General features: G+C 67.3%; 23 protein-coding genes. 16 read left to right on the forward strand and 7 right to left on the reverse strand.

Annotated elements, in window-relative coordinates:
- Positions 1-13 precede the first annotated feature (13 nt).
- The gene (locus MLP_RS00900; RefSeq protein WP_013861092.1) at positions 14-523 is read left to right on the forward strand and encodes a universal stress protein; all 510 of its coding nucleotides are present in this window, start codon (positions 14-16) and stop codon (positions 521-523) included.
- 530 nt (positions 524-1,053) lie between these two features.
- On the forward strand, positions 1,054-2,541 hold the full coding sequence (gene gtfA / locus MLP_RS00905) for a sucrose phosphorylase (RefSeq protein WP_041790792.1): 1,488 nt from the start codon (positions 1,054-1,056) through the stop codon (positions 2,539-2,541).
- 10 nt (positions 2,542-2,551) lie between these two features.
- Here gtfA and MLP_RS00910 read toward each other — a convergent pair whose 3' ends face one another.
- Positions 2,552-3,607 carry a LacI family DNA-binding transcriptional regulator gene (locus tag MLP_RS00910; protein ID WP_231851402.1) on the reverse strand — a complete coding sequence of 352 codons (1,056 nt, stop codon included), beginning with the start codon at positions 3,605-3,607 and terminating at the stop codon, positions 2,552-2,554.
- 444 nt (positions 3,608-4,051) lie between these two features.
- Between MLP_RS00910 and MLP_RS28445 the strand changes: the two genes are divergently transcribed.
- From MLP_RS28445 to MLP_RS00920, 3 genes are all read left to right on the forward strand, one after another.
- Positions 4,052-4,216 carry a hypothetical protein gene (locus MLP_RS28445; RefSeq protein ID WP_013861097.1) on the forward strand — a complete coding sequence of 55 codons (165 nt, stop codon included), beginning with the start codon at positions 4,052-4,054 and terminating at the stop codon, positions 4,214-4,216.
- Positions 4,217-4,320: 104 nt separating this feature from the next.
- Entirely contained in the window at positions 4,321-4,851 is a 531-nt protein-coding gene (locus MLP_RS00915) for a glycine cleavage system protein R (protein ID WP_041790795.1), read from the forward strand.
- Between the two features lie 10 nt (positions 4,852-4,861).
- A complete protein-coding gene (locus MLP_RS00920) occupies positions 4,862-5,251 on the forward strand; it encodes a DUF2237 family protein (protein WP_013861099.1) in 390 nt (129 codons plus the stop codon).
- Between the two features lie 118 nt (positions 5,252-5,369).
- Here the strand turns inward: MLP_RS00920 and MLP_RS00925 are convergent, their stop codons facing one another.
- Entirely contained in the window at positions 5,370-6,296 is a 927-nt protein-coding gene (locus MLP_RS00925) for an EamA family transporter (RefSeq protein WP_197536485.1), read from the reverse strand.
- A gap of 69 nt (positions 6,297-6,365) precedes the next feature.
- Between MLP_RS00925 and MLP_RS00930 the strand changes: the two genes are divergently transcribed.
- Positions 6,366-7,223 carry a LysR family transcriptional regulator gene (locus MLP_RS00930; protein ID WP_013861101.1) on the forward strand — a complete coding sequence of 286 codons (858 nt, stop codon included), beginning with the start codon at positions 6,366-6,368 and terminating at the stop codon, positions 7,221-7,223.
- Positions 7,224-7,274: 51 nt separating this feature from the next.
- Here MLP_RS00930 and ygiD read toward each other — a convergent pair whose 3' ends face one another.
- Positions 7,275-8,147 (reverse strand): 4,5-DOPA-extradiol-dioxygenase, encoded by an 873-nt coding sequence (gene ygiD / locus MLP_RS00935; RefSeq protein WP_231851403.1) that lies wholly within the window; start codon positions 8,145-8,147, stop codon positions 7,275-7,277.
- Between the two features lie 271 nt (positions 8,148-8,418).
- On the opposite strand from ygiD, the gene MLP_RS00940 reads away from it, so the two are divergent.
- From MLP_RS00940 to MLP_RS00960, 5 genes are all read left to right on the forward strand, one after another.
- Positions 8,419-8,622 (forward strand): hypothetical protein, encoded by a 204-nt coding sequence (locus MLP_RS00940; protein WP_013861103.1) that lies wholly within the window; start codon positions 8,419-8,421, stop codon positions 8,620-8,622.
- Positions 8,622-9,173 carry a Clp protease N-terminal domain-containing protein gene (locus tag MLP_RS00945; RefSeq protein WP_013861104.1) on the forward strand — a complete coding sequence of 184 codons (552 nt, stop codon included), beginning with the start codon at positions 8,622-8,624 and terminating at the stop codon, positions 9,171-9,173. Before MLP_RS00940 ends, MLP_RS00945 begins: the two co-directional genes overlap by 1 nt.
- Before the next feature lie 46 nt (positions 9,174-9,219).
- Positions 9,220-10,434 carry a DUF480 domain-containing protein gene (locus MLP_RS00950; RefSeq protein ID WP_049804417.1) on the forward strand — a complete coding sequence of 405 codons (1,215 nt, stop codon included), beginning with the start codon at positions 9,220-9,222 and terminating at the stop codon, positions 10,432-10,434.
- A gap of 502 nt (positions 10,435-10,936) precedes the next feature.
- Positions 10,937-11,521 (forward strand): dienelactone hydrolase family protein, encoded by a 585-nt coding sequence (locus MLP_RS00955; protein ID WP_013861106.1) that lies wholly within the window; start codon positions 10,937-10,939, stop codon positions 11,519-11,521.
- Between the two features lie 87 nt (positions 11,522-11,608).
- The gene (locus MLP_RS00960) at positions 11,609-12,427 is read left to right on the forward strand and encodes a sugar phosphate isomerase/epimerase family protein (RefSeq protein ID WP_013861107.1); all 819 of its coding nucleotides are present in this window, start codon (positions 11,609-11,611) and stop codon (positions 12,425-12,427) included.
- 3 nt (positions 12,428-12,430) lie between these two features.
- Here the strand turns inward: MLP_RS00960 and MLP_RS00965 are convergent, their stop codons facing one another.
- Together MLP_RS00965 and MLP_RS00970 are read right to left on the reverse strand one after the other, a co-directional pair.
- Complete coding sequence (locus tag MLP_RS00965) at positions 12,431-13,243, reverse strand: hypothetical protein (RefSeq protein WP_013861108.1); 813 nt, start codon at positions 13,241-13,243, stop codon at positions 12,431-12,433.
- A 220-nt stretch (positions 13,244-13,463) separates the two neighbouring features.
- Positions 13,464-14,420, reverse strand: a complete 957-nt coding sequence (locus MLP_RS00970) for a carbohydrate kinase family protein (protein WP_013861109.1) — start codon at positions 14,418-14,420, stop codon at positions 13,464-13,466.
- Between the two features lie 145 nt (positions 14,421-14,565).
- On the opposite strand from MLP_RS00970, the gene MLP_RS00975 reads away from it, so the two are divergent.
- Complete coding sequence (locus tag MLP_RS00975; RefSeq protein ID WP_013861110.1) at positions 14,566-15,924, forward strand: 6-phospho-beta-glucosidase; 1,359 nt, start codon at positions 14,566-14,568, stop codon at positions 15,922-15,924.
- A 37-nt stretch (positions 15,925-15,961) separates the two neighbouring features.
- On the opposite strand, the gene MLP_RS00980 is transcribed toward MLP_RS00975, so the two are convergent.
- Positions 15,962-17,908, reverse strand: a complete 1,947-nt coding sequence (locus MLP_RS00980; RefSeq protein ID WP_013861111.1) for a DUF5107 domain-containing protein — start codon at positions 17,906-17,908, stop codon at positions 15,962-15,964.
- A gap of 65 nt (positions 17,909-17,973) precedes the next feature.
- Here MLP_RS00980 and MLP_RS25900 point away from each other — a divergent pair, with 65 nt between their 5' ends.
- The 4 genes from MLP_RS25900 (at position 17,974) to MLP_RS00995 (ending at position 23,099) form a co-directional block, all read left to right on the forward strand.
- Positions 17,974-20,349, forward strand: a complete 2,376-nt coding sequence (locus tag MLP_RS25900; RefSeq protein ID WP_156820982.1) for a hypothetical protein — start codon at positions 17,974-17,976, stop codon at positions 20,347-20,349.
- A 242-nt stretch (positions 20,350-20,591) separates the two neighbouring features.
- A complete protein-coding gene (locus MLP_RS28245) occupies positions 20,592-20,735 on the forward strand; it encodes a hypothetical protein (protein WP_172641526.1) in 144 nt (47 codons plus the stop codon).
- 158 nt (positions 20,736-20,893) lie between these two features.
- Entirely contained in the window at positions 20,894-22,087 is a 1,194-nt protein-coding gene (locus MLP_RS00990) for a L,D-transpeptidase family protein (RefSeq protein ID WP_083843651.1), read from the forward strand.
- Between the two features lie 187 nt (positions 22,088-22,274).
- On the forward strand, positions 22,275-23,099 hold the full coding sequence (locus MLP_RS00995; RefSeq protein WP_013861114.1) for a DUF559 domain-containing protein: 825 nt from the start codon (positions 22,275-22,277) through the stop codon (positions 23,097-23,099).
- A 44-nt stretch (positions 23,100-23,143) separates the two neighbouring features.
- Here MLP_RS00995 and map read toward each other — a convergent pair whose 3' ends face one another.
- On the reverse strand, positions 23,144-23,911 hold the full coding sequence (gene map / locus MLP_RS01000) for a type I methionyl aminopeptidase (RefSeq protein ID WP_013861115.1): 768 nt from the start codon (positions 23,909-23,911) through the stop codon (positions 23,144-23,146).
- Between the last annotated feature and the right edge of the window lie 39 nt (positions 23,912-23,950).

Below are 23,950 nucleotides of genomic sequence, written 5' to 3' on the forward strand. Positions count from 1 at the left end.
GAGGACGTTGATCATGTCGATGAAGGACTACCGAACGATCGTCGTTGGCGCCGACGGATCCTCGTTGACCGCGCCGACCGTCGGCCGGGCAGCGTGGTTGGCGAAGCACGATGACGCCGACCTGGTGATCGTGTGTGCCTACTCCAGGTTGAGTCGTCGCAACGAGGCCAAGAACGTTGCGACGCTAGGCGGGGACAGCCGGATCGGCGAGGTGCTCGGTCGGGAGGCAGCAGGCTTGGCCTTGCAGGCCGCGATGCAGGTGGCCGCCGATGAGGGAGCCACGGTGGCGGCCGCACTCCTGGTCGACAGCGAGCCGGCTCGGGCGTTGGTGAGCACCGCTGCGGAGCGGGCGGCTGACCTGATCGTGCTTGGTTCACTGCACGATCGATCGCTTGCGGACCGGCTGCTGGGCTCTACCGCGATGGAGGTCACCAAGCGCGCCAGTTGCGACGTGCTGATCGTGCGCCCCGAGGTGGCAACCGGCAGTGAGCTCGAGGTTCCCGAGGAGGTGCCGGTGCCGTAGGGCGCCGACAGGACCTACGCCATCTGGGCCCGCTCCTCGATTCGCCACCGGTGGCTCGGTCCACGACAGCAGATCCTTACTGACCGCGTGACCCAGGGTGTGCGACCCGGCAGCGTTCCTTCGGAGTCGTGCCGGAAGGACCGGTTGTGCTCACCGTCGTGGAACACCAGAGCACTGGGCCGTTGATCCAGTGCGTCCAGTGGTGAAGTGCGTTCGAGCCAGGATACTCGGATCGAAGCGGTCGCCTCGCGCAGCCGTTGCCGACTCTGAAACGGTGTCCTCCGTGAGTGTTCGAGCGCTCGTTCTGTAGATCTGATCGGGGTGAAGAAGTCTCTTGCATCGGCCGGTGTCGGGGGTCGGCGACAGAGATCGATCCTGATCGTAAAGGAAGTTCGGGTCTGACGGCGCCACGATCTTGTCAACTCACGGGACCCGATGCCAGACTCACGATGAAAATCTTTCCCTCCGCTGGACCCTTGTGTCATCACAGCCGAGGGTAACCCGCATTGACCGAGTTCGAGGGGACTGCCGTGTCGAATCAGATGGAGTTGATTGCCTATGCCAACCGGCTCGGTGGGAGTCTCCCAGGGCTGAAGGCGATACTGGACGGACCGCTGGCAGGTCTGTTTAGTGGCGTGCACCTGCTGCCGTTCTTCCCGCCCTTCGACGGGGCTGATGCAGGATTCGATCCTGTCGACCACAGTGAGGTCGATCCCCGGCTCGGCACCTGGCACGACATCGCCGCGATCGCAGACGGACACGAGGTCATGGTCGACCTGATCGTCAATCACGTGTCGGCTGCATCGCCACCGTTCCTCGACTGGCTGGCGCACGGCAGTTCGTCGGACTTCGCACGCATGTTCTTGACCTATGACGGTGTGTTTCCCAACGGTGCGACGGAGGAGACCTTGATGCGTCTCTACCGCCCGCGACCCGGTCTCCCGTTCAGTCCGTACACCCTCGCCGATGGCACCAAGCGCCTCGTCTGGACCACGTTCACCGCCAATCAGATCGATATCGATGTTCGTGAGCCGATCACCTGCGACTACCTGCAGAAGGTGCTTGACCGACTGGAAGGTGCCGGCGTACGTCGGGTCCGATTGGACGCTGTCGGCTATGCGCTGAAGACGCCGGGGTCGACCTCGTTCATGACGCCCGAGACCTTCGAGTTCATCGGCGAGATCACGCAGTGGTGTCGCGAACGTGAGTTGGAGGTCCTGGTCGAGGTTCACTCCTACTATCAGCAGCAGGTCGAGATCGCCAAGCAGGTCGACCGCGTCTACGACTTCGCGTTGCCGCCACTGATCCTCCACGCCCTCACCGCTGCCGATGCCGACCCTTTGCTTGCGTGGATGGCGATTCGGCCGCTCAATGCGGTGACCGTGCTCGACACTCATGACGGGATAGGGGTCATTGATGTCGGCGCCGACGCAGCGGACCGATCCAGGCTCGGGCTTCTCACTCCCGCGCAGATCGACCAACTGGTCGAGACCATGCACGACAACTCAGGTGGTACGTCCCGGCAGGCGACCGGGTCCGCCGCCGCCAACGTCGATCTCTATCAGGTCAACTGCACCTTCTACGACGCGCTCGGAGCTGACGACGACCGCTATCTCCTGGCGCGGGCGCTCCAGTTCTGGACGCCAGGCGTTCCGCAGATCTACTACGTCGGCCTGTTCGCTGGTCGCAACGATGTTGCACTGCTCGAGCGGACCGGAGTCGGTCGGGATATCAACCGGCACTACTACGCCTCGGCTGATATCGAGGATGAACTGCAGCGGCCAGTGGTCCAGGCGCTGGTGCACCTGATCCGCTTCCGCAACACTCATCCTGCCTTCGATGGTCAGTTCTCGGTGTCGGGAGGCGGGCGCCTGCTTTTGGCCGCGTGGCGGACGAGCGACGCGGTGGCCGAACTGCGCGCCGATCTGGCCACCGGCACCGGCACCGTGCGGTGGACCGCTGGTGGTGTGATGTGCGAAGCACCCCTGGATCGGCTTGGCGAGGGGATCGGCCGGTGATCGCGCCGACCTACGGAGAGACTTCAGACCAGGTTGAGCGTGGTGGTGCCGTCGTGCCGCGCAGGATCAGACTGGTGGGGAGCAGCAACGGCTGACCGCCTGGTACACCAGGCTCGACCCCGAGCAGTTGGAGAAGCAGCTGAGCAGCCACTCGCCCCTGCTCGCTCACATCCTGCGAGATCGTGGTGAGGTCGGCGAACTCGGCCATCTCGTGGTTGTCGATGCTGATCACTGAGATGTCCTGCGGCACCCGGAGACCGGCCCGTCTCAGGGCGATGATGGCGCCGATCGCGAGTTCGTCGAACTCGGCGAACACCGCAGTGGGCATCTGTGGCCGACTCAGCAACTCGGCCATGGCGGAGACTCCCCCGCGGATTCCGGGCTGACCACGGACGATGAGTTGGTCGTCGGCATCGATGTCCGCGGTTTGGAGCGCCTCCTGGTAGCCATGTTGCCGGCCCGGGGAAGGAGTGAAGTCAAACCGCGGGTCGTCCGGCTCCCCGGCGATGAACCCGATGCGCCTATGGCCCAGGTTGAGAAGATGGCTTACCGCAGACCGCGCAGCCCTGCCCTCGTCGATGCTCACCGACGGTGACCCGGGGATGCTCGATCCGAGGCTGACCAGCGGAAGACCCAACGCACGCAGCGCCAGGGTGTGGTCCTCCGTTAACGGCATGGACAGTGACAAGATTCCATCAACGCGTCCGGAGAGCGGCATTCGCCCGAAGAAGGCATCGCGTGCGTCCGGACTGCCGAGGTGGTAGAGCAGAACGTCGTACCCGTGTGCGCGCAACTGGTCGATGGCGCTGGCTGTCGCGACGCTGAAGAACCAGCGGGTGATGAAGGGCACGATGACGCCGACAGTGCGTCGTCCCGCGGCTTCCAGCGTCGTCACGTACGAGAGTTCGCGGGCGGCATCCAGCACCCGCTGTCGAGTGTCACCGGAGACCTTCGACACGCCGCGGAGCGAGCGTGACGCGGTGGCCGCAGACACACCGGCGAGAGTCGCGACGTCGGCCAGGGTGGCACGGCGACTCGGCACTCTGGCTCGTAGGTCATCCCCCACGGGGCTCAGGGTAGTGCGCTGAGGGATTTCAGGCATACTGGCGGAGCGCTCGCCGGTCGCCGCCTGGCACGGTCAGCACGCCGAGTTCGCGAGTTCGTGACCGACGATGGCGGAACGCCGCGGCGAATCGACGTGGCGGCATCGGTCGTGCCTGAGGACTGTGGGCATGGATCGAGGCCTCCTCGGAGCTGCTCGATGACACAGACCTGGACCCGACTGACATCGTCGCCGCCTTGGACGCGACTGAGCACTGATCGGCATCGACTCCCCTGCTCGACCCACGATCACACGCCACGATCAGGGGAGACGACGGGCCTATCGAAGGCGCTGCCAAGGTCGCCGTCGCAAGTTCGGTGCGAGGCCGCGCACAACGTCGGCAACAGCAACGGTGGGCTGCCCAAGACCAGGCTGCCGCTCGAACCGCCAGCGCCTCGTCATCGGTCGATGCCGCCTCGCCCGCTCGCCCGGCCACCCCTGCTCAGCCAGCCGCCCCCGGTCGACGTGAGCGTGCAGTTCGCGCAGCTGGCCCGGCTCGGTGAGCTGCCGCAGCAGGGCGTGCTCACCCACGCCGAGTTCGATGAGCAGGAGGCATGCCTGCTCGGCCGATGACGACCACGAACTGAGATCGCGGCCGGCCAGCCAGGGGGCTCGAGCAGCGCGGAAGGTGTGGGGTCGTGCAGCCGTTCGAGGTGCGACTGGCTAGCATCACGAGGGTGACCACCCTTGTGCTCACCGTCGTCGGTGAGGATCGCGTTGGCCTGGTGAAGACGCTTGCTGACGTCGTGTCCAGCCACGGTGGCAACTGGGAGCGCAGCCATTTGGCGGAGCTGGCCGGGACCTTCGCGGGCGTCGTCGTGGTGACGGTCCCGGACCGTCGAGCCGACGAGTTGACCGCTGCCCTGACCCCACTCGATGGACTGCTGGACATCTCGGTACGCTCCGCCGGCTCGGATTCGGCTCAGCAGCCGGCGTCGGCGCCGTCGCGACAGGTGCGGCTCGAACTGCTCGGCAATGATCGGCCCGGCATCGTCGCGGCCGTCTCCGGCATCCTCGCCGAGCACGGCCTCGGGGTCGCCGACCTGCAGACCTCGACCAGGGAGGCGCCGATGGCCGGTGGTCTGCTGTTCGAGGCCACCGCGGTCGTCACCGTGGCCAATGACGTCTCGTTGGACGGGGTACGCGAGGCACTGGAAGAGCTAGCCACCGAGATCCTGGTCGACCTGTCGGTCGTCGAGCTCGACTGAGGGCCGACCGGTGGAGCCCGAGCTGAACGTGTTGGGTGGCCCACTGGAGCTGTGCGGCATCGACCCGGTCACCGGTTTCTATCGCGATGGCCATTGCACCTGCGGTCCCGCCGAGGCACGGCATCTGATCTGCGTCGTCGTCACCACCGATTTCTTGGCCCACCAGCGCTCCGTCGGCAACGACTTGAGCAGTGCGATGCCTGCGTACGGCTTTCCGGGGCTGCAGCCCGGGGAGCGTTGGTGCGTGATGCTGGAGCGCTGGCTGCAGTCCTACAGCGCCGGGCGCGCGGCGCCGGTGGTGCTCGCCGCGACCAATCGGCGGGTTCTGGAGGTGGTGCCGCTGGAGATCCTGCAGCAGTTCGCCGTCGATGTGCCCGACGATCTCAGCTCGCTGGGCTGACCTCCTGCCCGCTCGCCCTCGGCCCTTCCACCCTGCTCTCGCCCTCCGCGCGCCCATCCACAGGGTTCTGTCGAGCTACCGACACGTGGTGAGGCAAGCTCGATAAAAGTTCGGCCCTTCAGCGGGTACGCAGTGTCGCGAGCACATTGGCGATCACCACGATCGCGATTCCGAGCCACTCGTGGACCGACAGCAGTTGGCCCAGCACGACCACTCCGGCGAGGGCCGCGATCACGGGGTGCACGCTCGTGAAAACGGCGAAGAAGCGCTTGGGCACGTAGCGCAGGGCGGTCAGATCGGCCGCGTACGGGATGGCTGACGACAACACGCCGGCCGTGGCCGCCAGCAGCAGCGGCTGGCCCCAGAGCCGACCGTCGACGGCCAGCCAGACCAGTATCGGTATCGCCATGGTGGCCGAGATCAGGCTGCCGACCGCCGGCGCCTGTAGCCCGCTCAACCGACGGCCGGCCAGGGAGTTCGTGAGAATGTAGGCGGCCCACCCGGCGCCGCCGAGCAGACCGAGACCGATCCCGATCAGGTCGCTGGCCGGGCCCGGCAGGATCAAGACGTAGACCCCGATGCCGGCCAGCGCGGCGAGACCGATCTCTCGAACACCGCGGGAGCTCAGCAAGGCGATCGTCAACGGACCGAGGAACTCCAAGGTCACCGCGAGGCCGAGCCCGATCCGGTCGATCGCGGAGTAGACGGCGAGGTTCATGGTGAGGAACACCCCACCCAGCACCAGGCACGGCCACCACTGCTGCCAGCCGAGTCGGTGCAGCTTGGGCCGGGCGGCCGGCAGCAGAACGGCCGCTGCGACGACTTGGCGTACGGCGACGACACCGATCGGTCCCATGGCAGGGAAGGCGTGGGCGCCGATGGCGGCACCGGTCTGCGCACTGGTTGCGCTGGTCAGGATCGCAAGGATCCCGCGGAGCTTGGCGCCGGGACGGTCCGGGCCGCTGCTCGGACGGCTTGTCGTGGCGGTGGCCTCCTTGGTCCGGTTGTCCGAGGCCACCTCAAGGTCGGGGCTGGTGCTGCTCACATCGTCACTGTGCGACAAGGACGACGGATACGCGAAATGCAACCGGTGTATCTGTCATACGGTAGGCGTATGTCTGTCGACCTCCGCCAACTCCGCGCCTTGGCTGCCGTCGTCGACCAGGGCACCTTCACCGACGCGGCGATCGCCTTGCGCACCTCGCAAGCCTCGGTGTCCCGCGCGGTCGCCGACCTGGAGCGCTCGCTGGGCTGCCGGCTGCTGCTGCGTACCAGTCGGGGGGCGATGCCGACCGCCGTCGGACGCAGGGTGAGCGAGCATGCGCACCGGGTGCTGGCCGAGATCGCCGTCATCGAAGGGCTGGGTGACTCGTCGGTGGCGGAGCTGCGGATCGGGTTCTCCTGGTCCGTGCTCGGTCGGCTGACGACGCCGCTGCAGCGACGCTGGCAAACCGAGCATCCGAGCGGGAGCCTGGTCTTCGTCCAATCCGGCACGTCGACGGCGGGCCTGGTGGAGGGTGAGGTTGACATCGCAGTCGTCCGACGACCGCTCGACGATCACCGGTTCGAGACCTCGTCCGTCGGGATGGAAGACCGGGTCGTCGCGGTCGCTGCCGATGACCCCTTTGCTCGGCGTCGACGGCTGTCGTTGGCCGAACTGGCGACCCGACCGATCGCCATCGACCGGGTTACCTCGTCGACCTCCGGTGGGCTGTGGCCGGAGGGCGCGCAGCCGACCGAGTTCCGTGAGATCCACGGCATCGAGGAATGGCTGACCCTGATCGCGGCCGGGGAGGTGATCGGCGTGACCTCGCAGGCGACGGCCGACCAGTTCCCGCGGCCGGGCGTGCGCTATCGGCCGATCATCGATGCCCCGCCGATCGTCGTCTGGCTGGCCTGGTGGCGGGACGCACCACCTGCCGGCGCCGCGGCGCTGCGACGCATGGTCTGTGACCTGTACGCCGGTCGCTGACTCTGCTTCGGATGTCGGGCTGGTTTGGGGCGAATTCCCGACGGTCAGTGGTCAGATGTTCGTCCCATCCGGGGGTACCCCGACTGGCAGGGCGGCGGCTGATCCCGCTCCCGTATCGGCGCCTGGACAGCTGAGATCGAGGGTGTAGGCGGTCATCGACAAGGACCCGTACGCGTAGCCGTCCACCAATACGTCCGTGCCGCGTCCCGCTGCTCCGGCCAGACCAGCCAGATAGAGCAACGGGATGTAGTGATCGGGCGTCGGCACCGCACTCCGGAAATCGCGATGTGCGTCCAGCGCTGCGGTCTCGGTCGGCTGGTCGGCCATCACCGACTTGACCTGCTCGTTGAACCGCTGGGCCCAGCCGAAGCCGCCGTCGGGCATGCTCGCGGTCATTCCGCGAAGGTTGTGCACGACGTTGCCGCTGCCGATGATCAGCACGCCGCGCTCCCGTAGCGACGCCAGCCGCGCGCCCAGGTCCAGGTGGTAGTCGAGCGGCTTATCGGCGTTGATGCTCAGCTGCATGACCGGGATGTCTGCGTCTGGAAAGGCGTGCATGAGCACCGACCAGGTGCCGTGATCGATGCCCCAGGAGTCGACGTCGGCGCCGAGCCAGGTCGGATGAACTGCGTCACTGATCTCCTCGACCAAGGAGGGCATACCTGGCGCCGGGTACTGCACGTCGAACAGCGGCTGCGGGAAGCCGTAGAAGTCATGGATGGTGCGGGGCCTGGGCATCGCGGTGACGGCCGTGGCGTTGATGTACCAGTGCGCAGAGATCACCAGGATCGCCCGCGGTCGGGGGACTGCTCGGCCGAGCGCATGCCAGGCGCGGGTGTAGCGGTTGTCGGCCAGGGCGTTCATCGGATTGCCGTGCCCGAGGAAGGCTGCCGGCATCAGGTCTGGTGTGCTGCTCGTCGTCATCTGACTGCCTCCGAGATCAAGGTCGTGCACCGTCTCAATGCCCCTATGCCGCATGCGCGTCGGTACCTCGAAGGTTAGTCCTGCTGGAGCCCCTGATAGATCCCCAAGACCCATCGAGTGGTGCGTGGATGTGGTTTCGCCGGCCGCGAAGCTACATCTACGCACCTGTCGACGTACGTCGGTCCCTTGATCCGCCTGTCTGTCGGGTGGGCACCCGAACTTGACGTCAACCTGAGTTGACTTTCGGAGCCCGTCAACGTAGGTTGACGACATGTCTGACACGTGGCTGTTGGCGGCGGGAGACGACCCGCACGAGGGACTCCGCGCGGTCCGCGCGGTGCGGGAGCTGGCCGACCGGCTGGAGTACCTGCAGGTGGAGCGGGCCCGGGGGCTCGGCTGGTCCTGGCAGGAGGTTGCCGATGCGCTCGGTGTGACCAAGCAAGCGGTGCACAAGAAGTACGGCAGGAGGATCTGATGTTCGAGAGGTTCACCCGCGAGGCGCGGGATGTGGTGGTGCTGGCACAAGAGGTGGCCCGCGAGGTGGGCGCACGGTCGGTCGACGCCCGGCATGTGCTGCTCTGCCTGGTGGAGAGCAGGGGACCGGCCCGGAATGGCTTGGAGTCGGTCGGGATCGCCGTTGCCGCGTTCGCGGAACGGCTGCGCAACGAGGTGGCGCAAGGCGGGCTCGATGCCGGAGCGTTGGCATCGGTCGGGATCGATCTCGACGCCGTCCGGGCACGCGCGGATGCGGTGTTCGGCGAAGGAGCGTTGGACCAGGCCGGCGGACGTCGGCGATCCGGACACCTCCCCTTCTCCCCAGATGCGAAGAAGGTGCTCGAGTTGGCGCTGCGGGAGGCCATCCGGCTGCACGTGAACCGGATCGACAGCGCGATGTTGCTCCTGGGTGTGCTGCGTTCGACGGGCTCGCCGGCCGAGTCGGTCCTTCGATCCGCGCTCGCTGAGTGCGGATCGAGCGTCGCTGACCTGCGAACGGCGCTGGAGAAGCCGGCGGCCGAAGCATCCTGAGTTCGGCCCCTGGGTCGGTCGCCGTCATTCATGGCAGGCTGGGCCCGTGCCCGATCTTCCCGTGCTGGATCCGGTCGAACAGCGAGTGCTCGGTGCGCTGCTGGAGAAGCAGCGGACGGTGCCGGACTCGTATCCCCTCTCGCTGAACGGCTTGCGGACGGCCTGCAATCAGTCCACCAGCCGCGATCCGGTAGTGGCCTACGACGAGGCCACGATCCTGGATGCACTCAACCGGCTGCGGGATCGCGAGCTGGTCCGGTTCGTGAAGCCGACCGGGTTGCGAGTCGTCAAATATCACCAACGCTTGGAGGAGCAGCTTGGACTCGACGCGCCGGCAGCGGCCTTGGTCTCGGTCTTGATGCTGCGCGGCGCGCAGACTGCCGGCGAGTTGCGGCCGCGTACCGAGCGACTCCATCCCTTTGCCGATCGGGAAGCGGTCGAGGGCTCGTTGCGCGCGCTGGCGGCCATGGATCCGCCCTTGGTGCATGAGCTGGAGCGACAGGCCGGGCAGCACGACCGCCGATGGATCCATCTGCTCGGCGCGGCGCAGGTCGCGGAGGCGGCTGCGCCGGCGACGGTCGTCGATCGAGAGGGTCTGCTTGCTGCTGGACCGCTGGCGCGAGATCGTACGGTTGCCGCCGAGTACGACCGGCTGGCTGAGGCGTACGCGATCGAGCTCGGCGACGACCTGTCAGGCAAGCCCTTCGACCGCTGGCTGCTGGCCGAGCTGGCCGGCAACGCCCCTGGTCAGGGGCTTGACGTGGGATGTGGTCCGGGCCAGGTGGCGGGCTATCTGGCCGAGCTGGACATGGAGGTGACCGGTCTAGATCTGTCCGCGGGGATGCTCGAGCAGGCCCGCGAGTTGCATCCGGATGTTCCCTTCGTCCAGGGCACGTTCATGGTGCCGCCGATGCCGCGAGGGAGCGATCCGCGTGATCCGGGTTGGGGTCTGGTGACCGGCTGGTATGTCTTCGTGCAGTTGGCGCAGTCCGAGATCTCGAAGGCTGTGGTCTCCTTGGCAAAGGTGCTGTGCCGAGGAGGCTATCTCGCACTGGCCAGCCATGTGGGCGACGAGGTGTTGCACCCGGGTGAGCTGTTCGGCGAGCCGACCGAGCTCGGCTTCGTGCTGCACGATCCGGAGGTGATCATCGCGGCTGCCGAGGCAGCCGGGCTGGTGGACATCGAGTGGTACATCCGCAGTCCGCTGCCGCACGAGGCGCCGACCCGTCGGCTGTATCTGCACGGTCGCCGCCCGTCATGAACCAGCATCGCCGATGCGCTCGCCGATGATCCCGCCGTGGCCACGCATCTGACTCGCGCTCAGATCGCCCGGCTGCTCGATCCGACCCAGCACACCCATCCGGGCCGGTCCGCTTCGGGGCCGGTATCGGCGGCGACTCCGGTCTGCTGCAGGTGAAACAGCCGATACTCGCCACTCGATGGTGGAAGTGCAACTCCGGCTTCATCGAGTGGCGACTAATCTGGCTGCTTCGACGCAGCCGAGGACCTGCTGCCCGTGTTTCACCGCCTACGACGTGATTTATCAGCCCCGGCTCGTGACCTGACTGGTGTGAGGTGGGTGTCAGCGGACTGGTCGGAGCACGTTTCTGTCAGCAGACCGGTGTGCCTCACCACAAGGAAGGACATACGTCAGGCCCTCATTGTCAGCGGACCCCGCCACCTTCCTGACGCACACCACTGTTGTCAGTGCACGCGCCTAGAGTCGGACCTGTTCCGCACAGTCAACCGAAGGGCAGGGCCCGATGGCAGAGATCGTCTTGTTCCATCACGTCTGCGGGCTCACTTCTGGTGTGCGAGCGCTGGCCGAGGACTGGCGTACGGCGGGTCACGTCGTCCACACGCCAGATCTGTACGGCGGGCGCGTGTTCGACACCATCGAGGCGGGTGCGGCGTTCGCGCACGGGCCCGATGGACCGGACCAGGATGCGCTGGCCGATGCCGCAGTCGCCGGGCTGTCGGCCCGCTTGGTCTACTGCGGCATCTCCGCCGGCGGCATGCAGGCGCAGCGACTGGCCCAGACGCGTCCTGGTGCTGCGGCAGCGGTGCTGCTGGAGTGCTGCATACCCCTCACCGGCGAGTGGGCATTCGGGCCGTGGCCGGATGGTGTGCCGGTGCAGATCCATGGGATGGAGGCCGACGCGTTCTTCGCCGGCGAGGGCGACCTCGACGCTGCCCGAGAGATCGTGGCAACGGTGCCGGACGCCGAGCTCTTTCTCTACCCCGGTGACGGGCATCTGTTCGAGGATCGCTCGCTGCCGTCGTACGACGCGGAGGCTGCCGCGCTGCTCAATGTGCGCATACTCGAGTTCCTCGATCAGGTGGGCTGAGACCCCGCACACAAACCCGACACATCTGTCGGCTTCGCTGGTAGCGTGCTAGGAAGCCCTCAACCCATCGAAAGGCGTCACTCCGCAATGGCCCAACCGCAGCTCTCGATTCAGCTTTACACGGTCAACAACCTGCTCGAGTCCGACGTGGACGGCACCCTGGCCCAGCTCGCGGCCATGGGCATCCGGCAGGTGGAGGCGTTCGCCTTCGTGGACCGAGCCGAGCAGCTTGCCGAGGCGTTCGCCAAGCACGGGCTGCAGGCCAAGACCGGTCACGCACCGCTGCTCTCCGATGAGGTCCGTTCCCCCGATGGGATGGTGCCGGCACCTACCCACGCGGACGTCTTCGCTGCGGCGAAGACCTTGGGTCTGGAGTATGTGATCGACCCATTCGTCGCCTTGGAGCGCTGGCTCACCCGGGAGGCGATCGAGGAGACGGCCAACCGGCTCAATGCGGCAGCCAAGGAAGCCGCCGAGCACGGGCTGAAGGTCGGCTATCACAACCATGCACAGGAGTTCGCCGCCGACATCGACGGTGTGAACGGCTACGACTACTTCGCCTCGTTGCTCGACGAGGAGATCATGCTCGAGGTCGACCTGTTCTGGGCCGCCACCGCCAAGATCGACGTCCTCGCACTGCTCGGTCGCCTCGGTGACAAGGTCAAGGCGCTGCACGTGAAGGACGGCGTGGTCGGCGAGAACCCGTTCGTCGTCGGTGCGCCCGCGTATGACAAATCGACCCTGGACCAGCGGTCGGCCGGTCAAGGTGAGCTGCCGCTGCTCGACTTCCTGGCTGCCGCGCCGTCCACCGAGTTCGCCGTGATCGAGTTCGACTACGTGCCCGGCGACATGCTGGAAGCGGTCCGGGGCAGCGTCGAATTCCTGCATCAGCACGGAATCCGCTGACCGTCAGCCGAAGACGTCCTCGGCCGAGAACCAGGTGGTCGGGTCGGACAGCTTGCGGGCGAAGGTGAGTGACTCGGCGAGCGTCCGGACGGTGGGCATCTCTGAGGAACGGTCCGGGTAGGGCCCGGTGTCGCTGGTCGAGGCGCCGACGTAGATCCAGTTGCCCTGCTCGTGTAGCCAGATCGCCGGGCTGATCTTGCTGTCGTTGATGACGCCCGGCCGTCCGGCGCTGGTGGTCGGTTTCCCAGGAGGTTGCTCGGTCTGGTCTTCGCCCGGCATCCAGATCGTGAGGTCGCCGCGATCACTGGTGCGCGGGGCATCAAGATGGAGTCGGGCAGCTGGTTTTGCCAGGTCGACGCTGATGCTCGAGGGCCGCGTGCCAGCTGGGAGTTCGAGATCGACCGGCACGCGGATGGTCGTAGGGGTGAACTCCACAGCGGCGGCCACCCGGTCGATCGACTTCGGTGTTCCTTCGTCGGAGCAGCTGACTCGGACCCAGGACTTGTCAGTCAGCTGCCACATCAGATAGTCGCCCTCGGCGCCCGCGCCGTTGCGTACCGCGGGATATCCGTCGAAGGTCGTCTCGATCTTCTCGCCGACCATGTTCTCCGGGCCGTCTGCGCCTGGTTCGCCAACCGAAACGAAGCACTCCTCGCGCCGCTGAGTGGTGGCGCTCACCAGGGCGACACCAGTGCCCTCCGTCTCGTCGTCGATCCATTGACTGGTGACCTCGATCCCCGGTGTCTCGACGATCCGGTGTCGCAACTCCCAGTGCGTACGGGCCTGCGGGTCGGGTGCGAAGGTCTCATCCGGCATCGGTGTCGTCGGACTCGAGCAAGCGGCGAGAGAACCCAGGACGAGCATGGCTGCGAGGACAGCCCACCGGGGGCGCCGGTGATTCACGGTTGGTCCCTGGCGGTCGACACGGGCAGAGGGTCCTTGACGAGATCGGGCGCATAGCTGAGCGCACGGAACCGGCCGCCTGGCCAGCGCCAGTGGTGTGTGACCTGATCGAGTGCTGCTCATTTCGATGACGTCAGCCGCCGAGGAAGGACCAGTCGCCGTCGGGCCTGCGGTCGGCGACGAAGGTGAGCAGGTCCACTCGGCTGGGAGCGCTGACGGCGCCGCCCAGCCCCGTCACCGACAGTGAGGCGTTCAGCCCGGCAAAACGCAGCTGGGTGGCCAGATCCCAGTTCTCATGCACCCGTGCTGCCATGAAGGTCGCGACGAAGACGTCGCCGGCGCCGGTCGGATCGATGACTTCGACAGGTACGGCCGGCAGGTCCACGACCAGTTCGGTCGACGAGTCGACCGCGACCACCCCGCCGCTACCGCGGGTGACGACGGCCAGCGGCACGTACTCGGCGAGCCGTTCGGCGGCGTCCCGTGCCGATGATGTCCTCGTGTAGCGCATGGCCTCGGCGTCATTGGGTACGAACACGTCTACCTGGCTGAGCCGGTCCAGCACGCTGGAGCACCAGACCCCGGTCGAGTCCCATCCGACCCCGCCGACCACGATCGTGCCCGCCTCCCGGAGCTCGGCCACCCACCTCGGCAGTTCCTCGGCGACGCTGACGTGGACGGCGCCGATCGGGCCCGGATCGGTTGGCAACTCCAGTGGCGCCAGGTCTCGGGCATAGGTGATGAAGCTCCGGTTGTGGGCCGACGTCAATGACACGCTTACCGGGGTTTGCCACCCGGGCCGTTGTTCGACCCACGAGGTGTTCAGGCGTGGCTCCGCCTCCAGCAGGACCCGCAGCTCGCGACCCAGCGGGTCGTCGCCGAGCCAGGAGAGCACCAGCGCCGAGGCCCCAGCGCGTGCCGCGGCAACCGCCCGATTGGCGACGCCACCGGGGCTGAGCGCGAAGCCGGAGGCGAACACCTCCGCGCCGACCTCGGGTGCCTCCACGCCCGCAAAGACGAGATCGCAGTAGATGTCACCGGCGAACAGCAGGTCGGCGCCGGCTGCCGGCGCATCGAGCCGGCTGGTCACGAGGTGCGACCATCAGACACAGTCATGTCGGTGCCTCTCTGAGACTCGCACTGCCGGAGAAGGAGAATCTTGCCCCACGCCAGCCGTGATTGCTCCGGCGGGAACCCGCGGCATACGGTGGCGCGGTGACGGAGGCCGTGATCAGGTGAAGCTCTGCATCCTCGGCGGAGGCGGATTCCGTACGCCGTACGTCTACCAGGCTTTGCTGCGCGACTCCGGCAGTCCGCGCATCACCGAGGTCACACTCTACGACGTCGACGAGCAGCGGCTGCAGGTCATGTTGATGATCTTGAGCCAGCTGGCCGAGCCGTTCGCCGATGCCCCGAAGCTCAAGCCCACCAGGAATCTGGCGGAGGCGATCACTGGCAGCGACTTCATCTTCGCTGCGTTACGGGTCGGCGGGCTGGAGGGTCGGCGCTGCGACGAGCACGTGGCCTTGGACCTGAACCTGCTCGGTCAGGAGACAACCGGTCCGGGAGGGCTCGCGTACGCATTGCGTACCGTGCCGGTGATGGTGCAGATCGCTCGGCTGATCGCCGAGCTCGCACCGCGGGCGTACGTCATGAACTTCACGAACCCGGCAGGGATCATCACCGAGGCGATGCAGACCGTGCTCGGGGATCGGGTGCTGGGCATCTGCGATACGCCGTCGGGTCTGGGCCGACGGGTCGCCGAGCTGCTGGGCTTGGACGCCACCCGAGTCCAACTGGACTATGTGGGGCTCAACCATCTCGGCTGGCTCCGCCGGTTGCTCTACCAGGGCCGCGACGTGCTGCCCGACCTGTTGGCCGACGACACACTGCTGAGCGAGCTGGAGGAGGGCCAGGTCTTCGGGCTCGACTGGGTCCGGTCGCTCGGCGCGCTGCCGAACGAATACCTCTATTACTACTACTTCCACCGTGATGCGGTCCGCGGGATCCTGGCGGCCGGTACGACGCGTGGGGACTTCCTGGCCCGTACCCAGCAGGAGTTCTACGCCCAAGCCGCGGTGGCGGGTGCTGACGCTGCGGAGCTGTGGCGGCGGACCGTTGCCCGGCGCAGCGCTTCCTACATGGCCGAGGCGCGGGGCGGCACCCAGGACCACCCGGTGGCTGAACGGGACATCGAGACCGACCCGTCGCAGCAGGGGTACGCAGGGGTTGCCCTCGCGGTGATGGCGGCGATCAGCCGCAACGAGCGCGCCACCATGATCCTCAACGTACGCAACGGCGCTACCTTGACCGGGCTGCCGCCGGACGCGGTGGTCGAGGTGCCGGCCGTCGTTGATGCCAACGGGGTGCACCCACTGAGCACCCCTCAGCCCGACCTGCACCAGCTCGGGCTGATGGCACAGGTCAAGGACGTGGAGCGGCACATCATCTCCGCGGCGCTCAGCGGATCGAAGGCCGAGGCCGTGCACGCGTTCGCGCTGCATCCGCTGGTCGACAGCGTCCGGGTGGCCGACCAACTCGTCGCCGGCTATGTCGAGGCGATCCCGGAGGTCGCCGCGGTGCTGACCCGCTGACCGGCCGGGCCTGGCGCAGACGCTGGTGAGCAGTGAGTCAGGGGCGCATCCGGAAGTCGTACGCGGGCGGCAGTTCGGCCGTCTCGGCAGCTTCTCGACCGACGATCAGCGCTTGATAGTCGATCCAGAGTCGGCCGAGCGACTCCGCCCCTTCGCGTAGTTGTGGGATCTCCAGACCCGGCTCGAGGATGGCTCCGGCGCGCTCGGAGTCGCCTACCGCGACCGCCGATTGGGCTTCGCACAAGGCGATTCGAGGCTCTCGTCGTAGCTGTTCGGGAAGCAGGTCGACCTCGGCCAGCACGGCGTGATGGTGCCCGATCGCGATCAGCAGCTGTAGCTGCTCGATGACCAGCGCCGACCAGGTTGGCGCCAGCGTCCGTGCCTCCCGGTAGGCTGACAGCGCCCGCTGATGATCGTCGTCGGCGTAGGCGACCGCAATATTGCGCCAGGCCACCGCCGACGGCTGAGACCGCAACGACTCGTCCCAGGCATCCACCGCGCCCAGCCGATCACCGGCCAGCCACCGCGCTACGCCCCGCTGATAGGCGGCGTACGCACCGGCGCGGCGCTCCAGCAACGCTCGCCAGCCCGGTGCCGTCTGGCAACTCGTCGGGGCCGACCCATCCCACGCGGGCTGCTCACCGTCGAGGATCGCCAGCCACGGCTCTTGATCAGGACCCAGATCTTCGTCCAGGAAAGGGGTTCCCGGCAGGGACGGCGACGGTTCCCCGGCCGATCGGCGCCGACGTACTTCCAGGGCCCCCCAGCCTGATCCTCGGTGCAGCCGATGCTCGATGGGGCGATCGGCGCCGGCCAGCCCGAGCGCGTACTGCGTCGCGAACCACCCGTCCTCGGCCAGGACCTGAGCTGAGCCGGCGGAGGTCGCCTCGGCCCACCCGGCCTGAGCATCGGAGATCGTGACCGGCCCGTACGTCTCCAGCCAGGACCACCGCTCTCCGGCGGGCAGCGGCAGGTGCTCCAGCTGGGTGCGGGCGAGCCCGGCCTGGATCTCCAGATACTCTCCGCCTCGCGGCGACAGCCAGTGCTGCCAGCGATGGCCGCCATCACCGGTGCCCCAGACGAAGAGCTTGCGTCCCCGCAACCGGGCCGAGGAGGTCTGCAGCAGCCCGTACCCGTGCTCGTCGACGGCCGCGATCCACGGTCGCCCACGCGGCTCGAGGTCGAAGAAGTAGTCGACGGCATGCGGGATGTTCGTGGGATAGCTGTGATCGACACCGGAGACGCTCGGCATCGGGATGTGGCGCAGCGTCCGGCTGTAGTCGAACCGGTACGCCGAGGTGGCCGGAGTCAGCACCCGAAAGCCGTCGCGCTGCGGCACGGCGATGTTGGACCACCAGTAGACGGGTACGTCGTGGGCGTTCACATTGCTCACGGTGATCATGACCGCGAGCCGGTCGGGGTCGGCCGGCAGCCAGGCATCGAGCTGTAGAACCAGCTCACGCATTCGCTCGTATTCCCACAGGCGCAGTCCAGGCGTGCCGTCCGGCAGGCTGATCGTGGCCGCGTGCAACGGCTCGCAGGTGAGCGGATGATGACCGGTGGTGCCGAGGTTCCATTCCACACCGCCGGCGAACCAGGCGTCGCGGAGCGCGAGGTTGCCCGGTTGCAGGGCGGCATTGGCATACAGCAGCTCACGGCCGGTCTTCACATCGACCAGAGACCACAACCGGCCGCCCCAGCCGAGCAGGAACGTTGCCCGAAGCCGCCCGTTGTCCAGCACTGCGACGGGATGCTCGACCTCGGCCAACTCGCGGCCGTACTCGGACTGCGGCAGATAGGGCAACACCGAGCTGACCTTCCCGTACGCCAGGCCGGCCGCCATCTCCTCGTCCACCCCAGCGTCGGGAAGGTTCTGCAGCGCGGCCTCCTGATGCAGATCGGTGGTGGCCCGCAGCGGCGGCAGCGGGTCGATCCCGACCTGGGCGGTGGGCAGTCTCAACGTGCTCAACTCGACGGTGGACATGAGGACAGGTGTACCAGCGGTGGCTTCTGGGAGAATCGGAGGTGCACTCGGCACCGGAAGGCACGATGGCTCAGCAGCAGAACAAGCAGAACAGACCTAAGCAGCCACAGGATCCGCACGCGCAGACGGCGAAGCAGCTCACCTCTGCGGTGCAGCGGCTGCGCGGCTGGGTGGGTTCGGACCCCTCGCGGACGCCCGAGCTCGCCGACGCGCTGGTCGCGTTGACCCGGCACCGGCTGCTGGGGCACGCCTATACGGTTGCCGCCCCCGACGCGCAGGAGTCGGTGAAGCTGGCGGCACAGCTCCTGACGGCGGATGGCCCGATCGGTCCGTACACCTCCGTCGACGACGCGGGCCGCTATGTCACCGCGGTGGTCCAGCTGGCTGTGATCCAGTCTGCGGCGGGCATGGTCGAGGCTGCGGCCGAGACGGTGGGCTCGCTGACCGAGTTGCGTGAGCAACTGGGGTCGCTGCCTCTGGTCGCGGCGCTGCCGCCGTCGACCGTGGTCTGGGCGCTGTGCTGTACGGCGCGAGGCGCTTTGGAGGTCGGTGACGCGGCCCAGGCGAACGCGTACGCCGACGCGGTGCTGGCGCGGGTGGCCGAGTCCGGCCTGCGGGAGGACTCTGCGGCGGCGTACCTGGTGATGGATGCCGACCGGTTGGTCTCCGACGCGCGCTGGGCTGGAGGACTGGGCTCGGAGGCGCTGACCCATGCGCAGTTGGCCCGCGAGACCTATGACCTCGAGGTCGACGGAAGGCTCGTCCAGGCCGCGCGACTGAGCCCGGTGCTGCGGCAGCGATTGGCCGAGCCGCTCTATGGGCTGTATCGCGACCTGGCTGATCGGCTGCTCGGCACCGGGGAGATCGACCTGGGAACCCTGACCCGGCGTCGGCTTGTCGAGCTGCTCAGTGCGGTCGCTCCGCAGGAGGAGTCAGCTCGGGTGCAGCTGGCCGCGTCGCTGGCTGACCTGGTACGGGATCTGCGCGCGCACGGTCGCGACGACGAAGCCGAGCTGGTGGCGCAGGAGTTGGCCGCGCTCCCGGCCGGCGATCGGGAGGCAGCGACGGAGTTGGCTGGTGGTGTGACCCGAGGGCAGGCGCCGATCCGATGGGAGTCTTTGGGGGACTTCGCTGCGTACGCCGGCGTCGAGTCTGGTTCGATGGACGTGGCTGTGGTCCAGGGGCAGCTGCGGCGCGACGTCGCGGAGCGGCTGGCCGCCGAGCGGGCTGAGGCCGAGCGGTTGGCGGCCGACACACGGGAGGAAGCACGTCTCGCTGCCGAGCGCAGGGCGGCCGAGCGGGCTGAAGTCGAGCGGTTGGCGGCTGAGCAGGCTGAGGCGGAGCGACGGGCGGCCGAGCGGGTTGAGGCGGAGCGACGGGCGGCCGAGCAGGCTGAGGCCGAGCGACGGGCGGCCGAGGAGGAAGCCGAACGGGCCGAGCGGAAGCGCCGTCGTGAGGAACGGATCGAGGCGCACCGGCTCGAGCAGGAGCGCTTGGAGGCGGAACGGCTGGCAGCCGAGCAGCGAGAGGCGGAGGAACGGGCTGCCGCGGAGAGAGACGCGGACCCGGCCGCACGAGAGCGGTACGAGCTGGAGCGGCTGCAGGCTGAGCTCGCCGAGTTGGAGGCCGCCGAGCGAGCTGCTGAACAGGAGGCTGCCGCCCAGGAGATTGCGGAACGAAGGGCTGCTGAGCTTGAGGCTGCGCGGCAGGCGGCTGCGCGGGTTGCTGAGGACGAGCGGATAGCGGCGGAGCGGGCTGAAGCTGCCCAGCTCGAACTGGAGCGCATCGCCGAGACCCAGCGCGCCGAGGCCCGGGCGGCGGAGGAACGCGCGAAGGCCGAGGCATGGGAGAGCAAGCGGCATGAGGAGGAAAGGCTCGAAGCTGAGCGGGCCGAGGCTGCCCGGGAAGAGGCCGCTCGGATCGAGGCCGCTCAGGTGGCGGCTGAGCACGTCGAGACGGTGCCGAACGAGGTCGTTGAGGACGAACTGGAGCCGGTCGAGCTACCGCCGGTCGAGCCCGAGCCAGTGGGACCCGAGTCGGCTCAGCCTGAGCCGGCCGAGGCCGAGTCAGTCGAGCCGGAGTCGGCCGAGCCGGAGTCGGCCGAGCCGGAGCCGGCCGAGCCTGAGTCGACGCAGCCGGAGTTGGTCCAACCGGAGTCGGATCAACCGGAGCCGGCCGCCGAGGACGAGCTCACGACGACGTACCGGGCCTGGCAGGCGGCCAAGAGCCAGGGGGACCGCAAGACGGCTCGGGCACTGAACGAGCGGGTCGTGGAGCTGTTGCGCCCGCGTACCGAGCAAGATCTGGCCGAATACGGTCCCCGGCTGCTCTACGCGTTGGAGGAGCTGTCCAGCGCCCGGCTGCGAGCCGGCGAGCTGTTCGCCTCGCGTGGTCCCGCCCGTGAGGCGAAGGCGCTGGCCAAATCGCTCGGCCGGCGCTGATCGGCTGGTCCCAAGAAGTCGCTACCTAGGGCCCCTCGCGAGCGGCGAGCGACGACAACTTGTCGCTCGGGTTCCATGTCGTCGCTCTGTCTGCAGATGGAGCCTCAACCAGAGACCCGAGCGACTTGGCTGGTCGTCGGGTCGTCGGAATCGTCCACCCCTCAGCCGGACTTGGCGGGGCCCTCTACGGTGGACATCGCAGCATCTGACCCGCGGATGCTGGACGACAAGGAGCATCACTGATGGGTCTGGCCAAGAAGGTCATCAAGACCGCGATCGCTGCCAAGGTGATCCAGGTTGCGGCTCGTGAGCTGCAGAAGCCGGAGAACCAGGCGAAGATCCGTGACGGTCTGAACAAGCTCAACCGGACCGTCCGACCGCGCTGAGGGCGTACCCAGCGCCCACTCCGATAAGTCCGTAGCACCGCGATGCTTCTCGCCCGGCGGAGGATAGGTGCGGAGATCGTTACCCCAAGAAACTGGATCGCGACATTTTCAGCAGTTAACGTGTGACCTTCGTGACCAGTGGGACTGAAGGACGAGGCATGGAAAATCGGCGCACAGCGGGAACTGGCCGCCGGTTCGGTCGATCCGGTCGAGGCGAGCGGCGCGGGCGGTTGCTCGGCGTCGTGCTCGGCCTGACCACCCTTGCGATCGTGGCGACGAGTTGCGGTCAGGTGCCGGCCAACGAGGTCGTGCCACCGCCGGACAGCCAGACGCCCGTGACCTCGGCTCCCGTCCCCTCGGTGAGCGCACCGTCGACCGAGCCGCCGACTCAAGAGCCGACGACTGCGGCGCCTGCGCCGACGGCCACCAAGCCTCCCACCAAACCGAAGCCCGCCAAGCCGGTCGTGCCCGCGATGCTGGAGAAGGGCGACAAGGGGATCAAGGTACGTGAGCTGCAGCACCGGCTCCGGCAACTCGACTGGTTCTCCGGTTCGATCACCGGCAATTACGGCACGGCTACGGTCAAGGGCGTCAAGGGATTCCAGGAGAAGCGGAAGCTCGATGACACCGGTGCGGTGGACAAGAAGACCTGGAACAAGCTCGTCTCGATGACCCGCAAGCCCTCCGACGCCGAGATGCACAATCGGCTGGTGCCGGGTCCGGCGATCATGAAGCAGGGCAGCTCCGGTGACCGCGTACGCGATCTGCAGGCTCGGCTGAAGCAGATCGGCTGGTTCTCCGGCAATGTCACCGGGTCCTACGGCTCGGTCACGGTTTCCTCGGTGAAGGGATTCCAGGCCAAGCGGGAGATCCCGGTCACCGGCGAGGTCGATCAACGCACCTTGGACCGGCTGCGAGCAATGACCCGGACGCCGACCGACGACGCGAAGCACAACAGGGTGCCGAAACCGTCCGCGACCGGGCTGGATTCGCGCTGTATGACCGGGCGCGCGATGTGCATCAGCAAGAGTTCCAACTCGCTGGTCTGGGTGATCGACGGCAAGCCGCAGATGCGGATGGACGTCCGGTTCGGCTCGGCGGAATTGCCGACCCGGGAGGGCTCCTTCTCGGTCGGCTGGAAGTCCCGCAACCACGTGTCGACGATCTATCACACGAAGATGCCGTACGCGATGTTCTTCTCCGGCGGCCAGGCGGTGCACTATTCGCCCGACTTCGCTGCCCGCGGCTACAACGGCGCCTCCCACGGCTGCGTCAACGTACGCAACCTCGGCGGCATCCAGTCCCTCTTCAACCAGGTCCGCGTCGGCGACAAAGTGATCGTCTACCGCTGACGACCCGGCTTTTGCACCGTTATCCACAGCTCACGTGGGTTTTGCTCCACAATCCACAGATCTGCCAAGCCCCCGTACGAAACCGCGCCCGCATCCTTTACGTCTGGGTATGGATGCGAAGCGTTTTCGAAGTCTGGCCGTCGAGCAGGCCGGAGCACTCTCACGATCTCAGGCACTGACGCTGGGTATGAGCCTGCGCCAGATCGAGTTCAGAGTCGAGTCGGGCGACTGGATTCGGGCGTTGCCGGGGGTCTATCGGTTGGCGACCGTCCCACCGACTCCTGAACAGAGCATGCGCGTGTGCGCCTTGTGGCTCGACAACGGTGTGTTGACCGGTGTCGGGGCAGCCTGGTGGTGGGAGCTGGAGGCGGATCCGCCGCAGCGTTGGGAGTTTCAGGTCACCAACGCGACGCGACGGACGATCCAGGATGGAGTGCAGGTGCTCCGTCGGTGGATCGACCCGGCTGATGTGACGACCTATCGGGGCGTGCCAATAGTGTCGAAGCCGCTGGCGACGCTGCGGGCGGCCGTAACCCTAGAACGTGGGCGTCGCGGTCATGGCGTACGGCTGATCGACCGCAGCAAACAGACGAAGGCAGTCACTGAAGAAGAGCTCGAGCTTGCCTTCCGACGCAACCGTGGCACTTGGGGGACGACCGCCATGCGCCGCCTCCTCGAGCGGACCGGGGACAGTGCTCATAGCAACCTGGAACGGCTGGGTGTGAAGCTGCTGAAGGAGGCCGGCATCACCGGCTTCGCTGTGAACTGCTGGGTCCGGTTGGCAACGGGACGTCGGCTGGAACTCGACATTGCCTTCAAGGACAGGAAGATCGTGATTGAGCTCGACGGCTTCCGCTATCACTCCTCGGCCGAGAGCCGTGCCATCGACCTCGATCGCCAGAACGCTCTCATCCAGGACGGTTGGACTGTGCTGCGCTACGGGTCGGACGTGCTGAACGACGAGCCGGATCGGTTCATCGCCGAGGTACTGGCCGTACTGTGCCAGGTTTAGGAGCAAACCCACGTGAGATGTGGATAGTGGTGCAAAAAGTCGGGCTAGGGGCGGGCGGTGAGGACGAGGGGGCCGTCGGGGGTGAGGGCGATGGTGTGCTCGGAGTGGGCGCCGCGGGAGCCGTCGCGGGAGCGGAGGGTCCAGCCGTCGGCGTCGGTGTAGATCTTGTCGGTCGAGCCCAGGAACCACGGCTCGATGGCGATCACCAAGCCGGCTCTCAATGGCAGACCACGACCGCGGCGGCCGTTGTTGGGCACGTGTGGATCGCCGTGCATGGTCCGGCCCACGCCGTGCCCGCCGAAGTCGGTGTTGATCTTGTAGCCGGCCTTGGTCGCGACCCGGGCGATGGCGAAGGAGATGTCGCCGAGCTTGGCGCCGACCTGTGCGGCCTCGATGCCGGCGGCGAGCGCCACCTCGGTGGTCTCGATCAGCTTCAGATCCTCGTCTCGAGGCGAGCCCACCACTACAGACAAGGCCGAGTCAGACACCCAGCCGTTCAACGAGGCCGCGAAGTCGACGCTGAGCAGGTCACCGTCGGCCAGCACATAGTCGTACGGCAGTCCGTGCAGCACCGCGTCGTTGACCGAGGTGCACAGCACCTTGCCGAACGGGCTTGCTCCGAAGGACGGGTGATAGTCGATGTAGCAGGACTCGGCTCCCGCGTCGCGGATCATCTGGTGGGCCAACTCGTCCAGCTCCAGCAAGTTCACCCCGACCGCCGCCTTCTCCTTCAACGCGGCCAACACGCTGGCCACGAAACGTCCGGCGGGACGCATCTGCTCGATCTCGGCGGGGGTGCGGTATTCGATCACGAGGCTCGATTCTGCCTCATCGGACCAGCTGCTCCGCTA

The organism is Microlunatus phosphovorus NM-1 (assembly GCF_000270245.1).
In the GTDB taxonomy this organism is placed as follows: domain Bacteria; phylum Actinomycetota; class Actinomycetes; order Propionibacteriales; family Propionibacteriaceae; genus Microlunatus; species Microlunatus phosphovorus.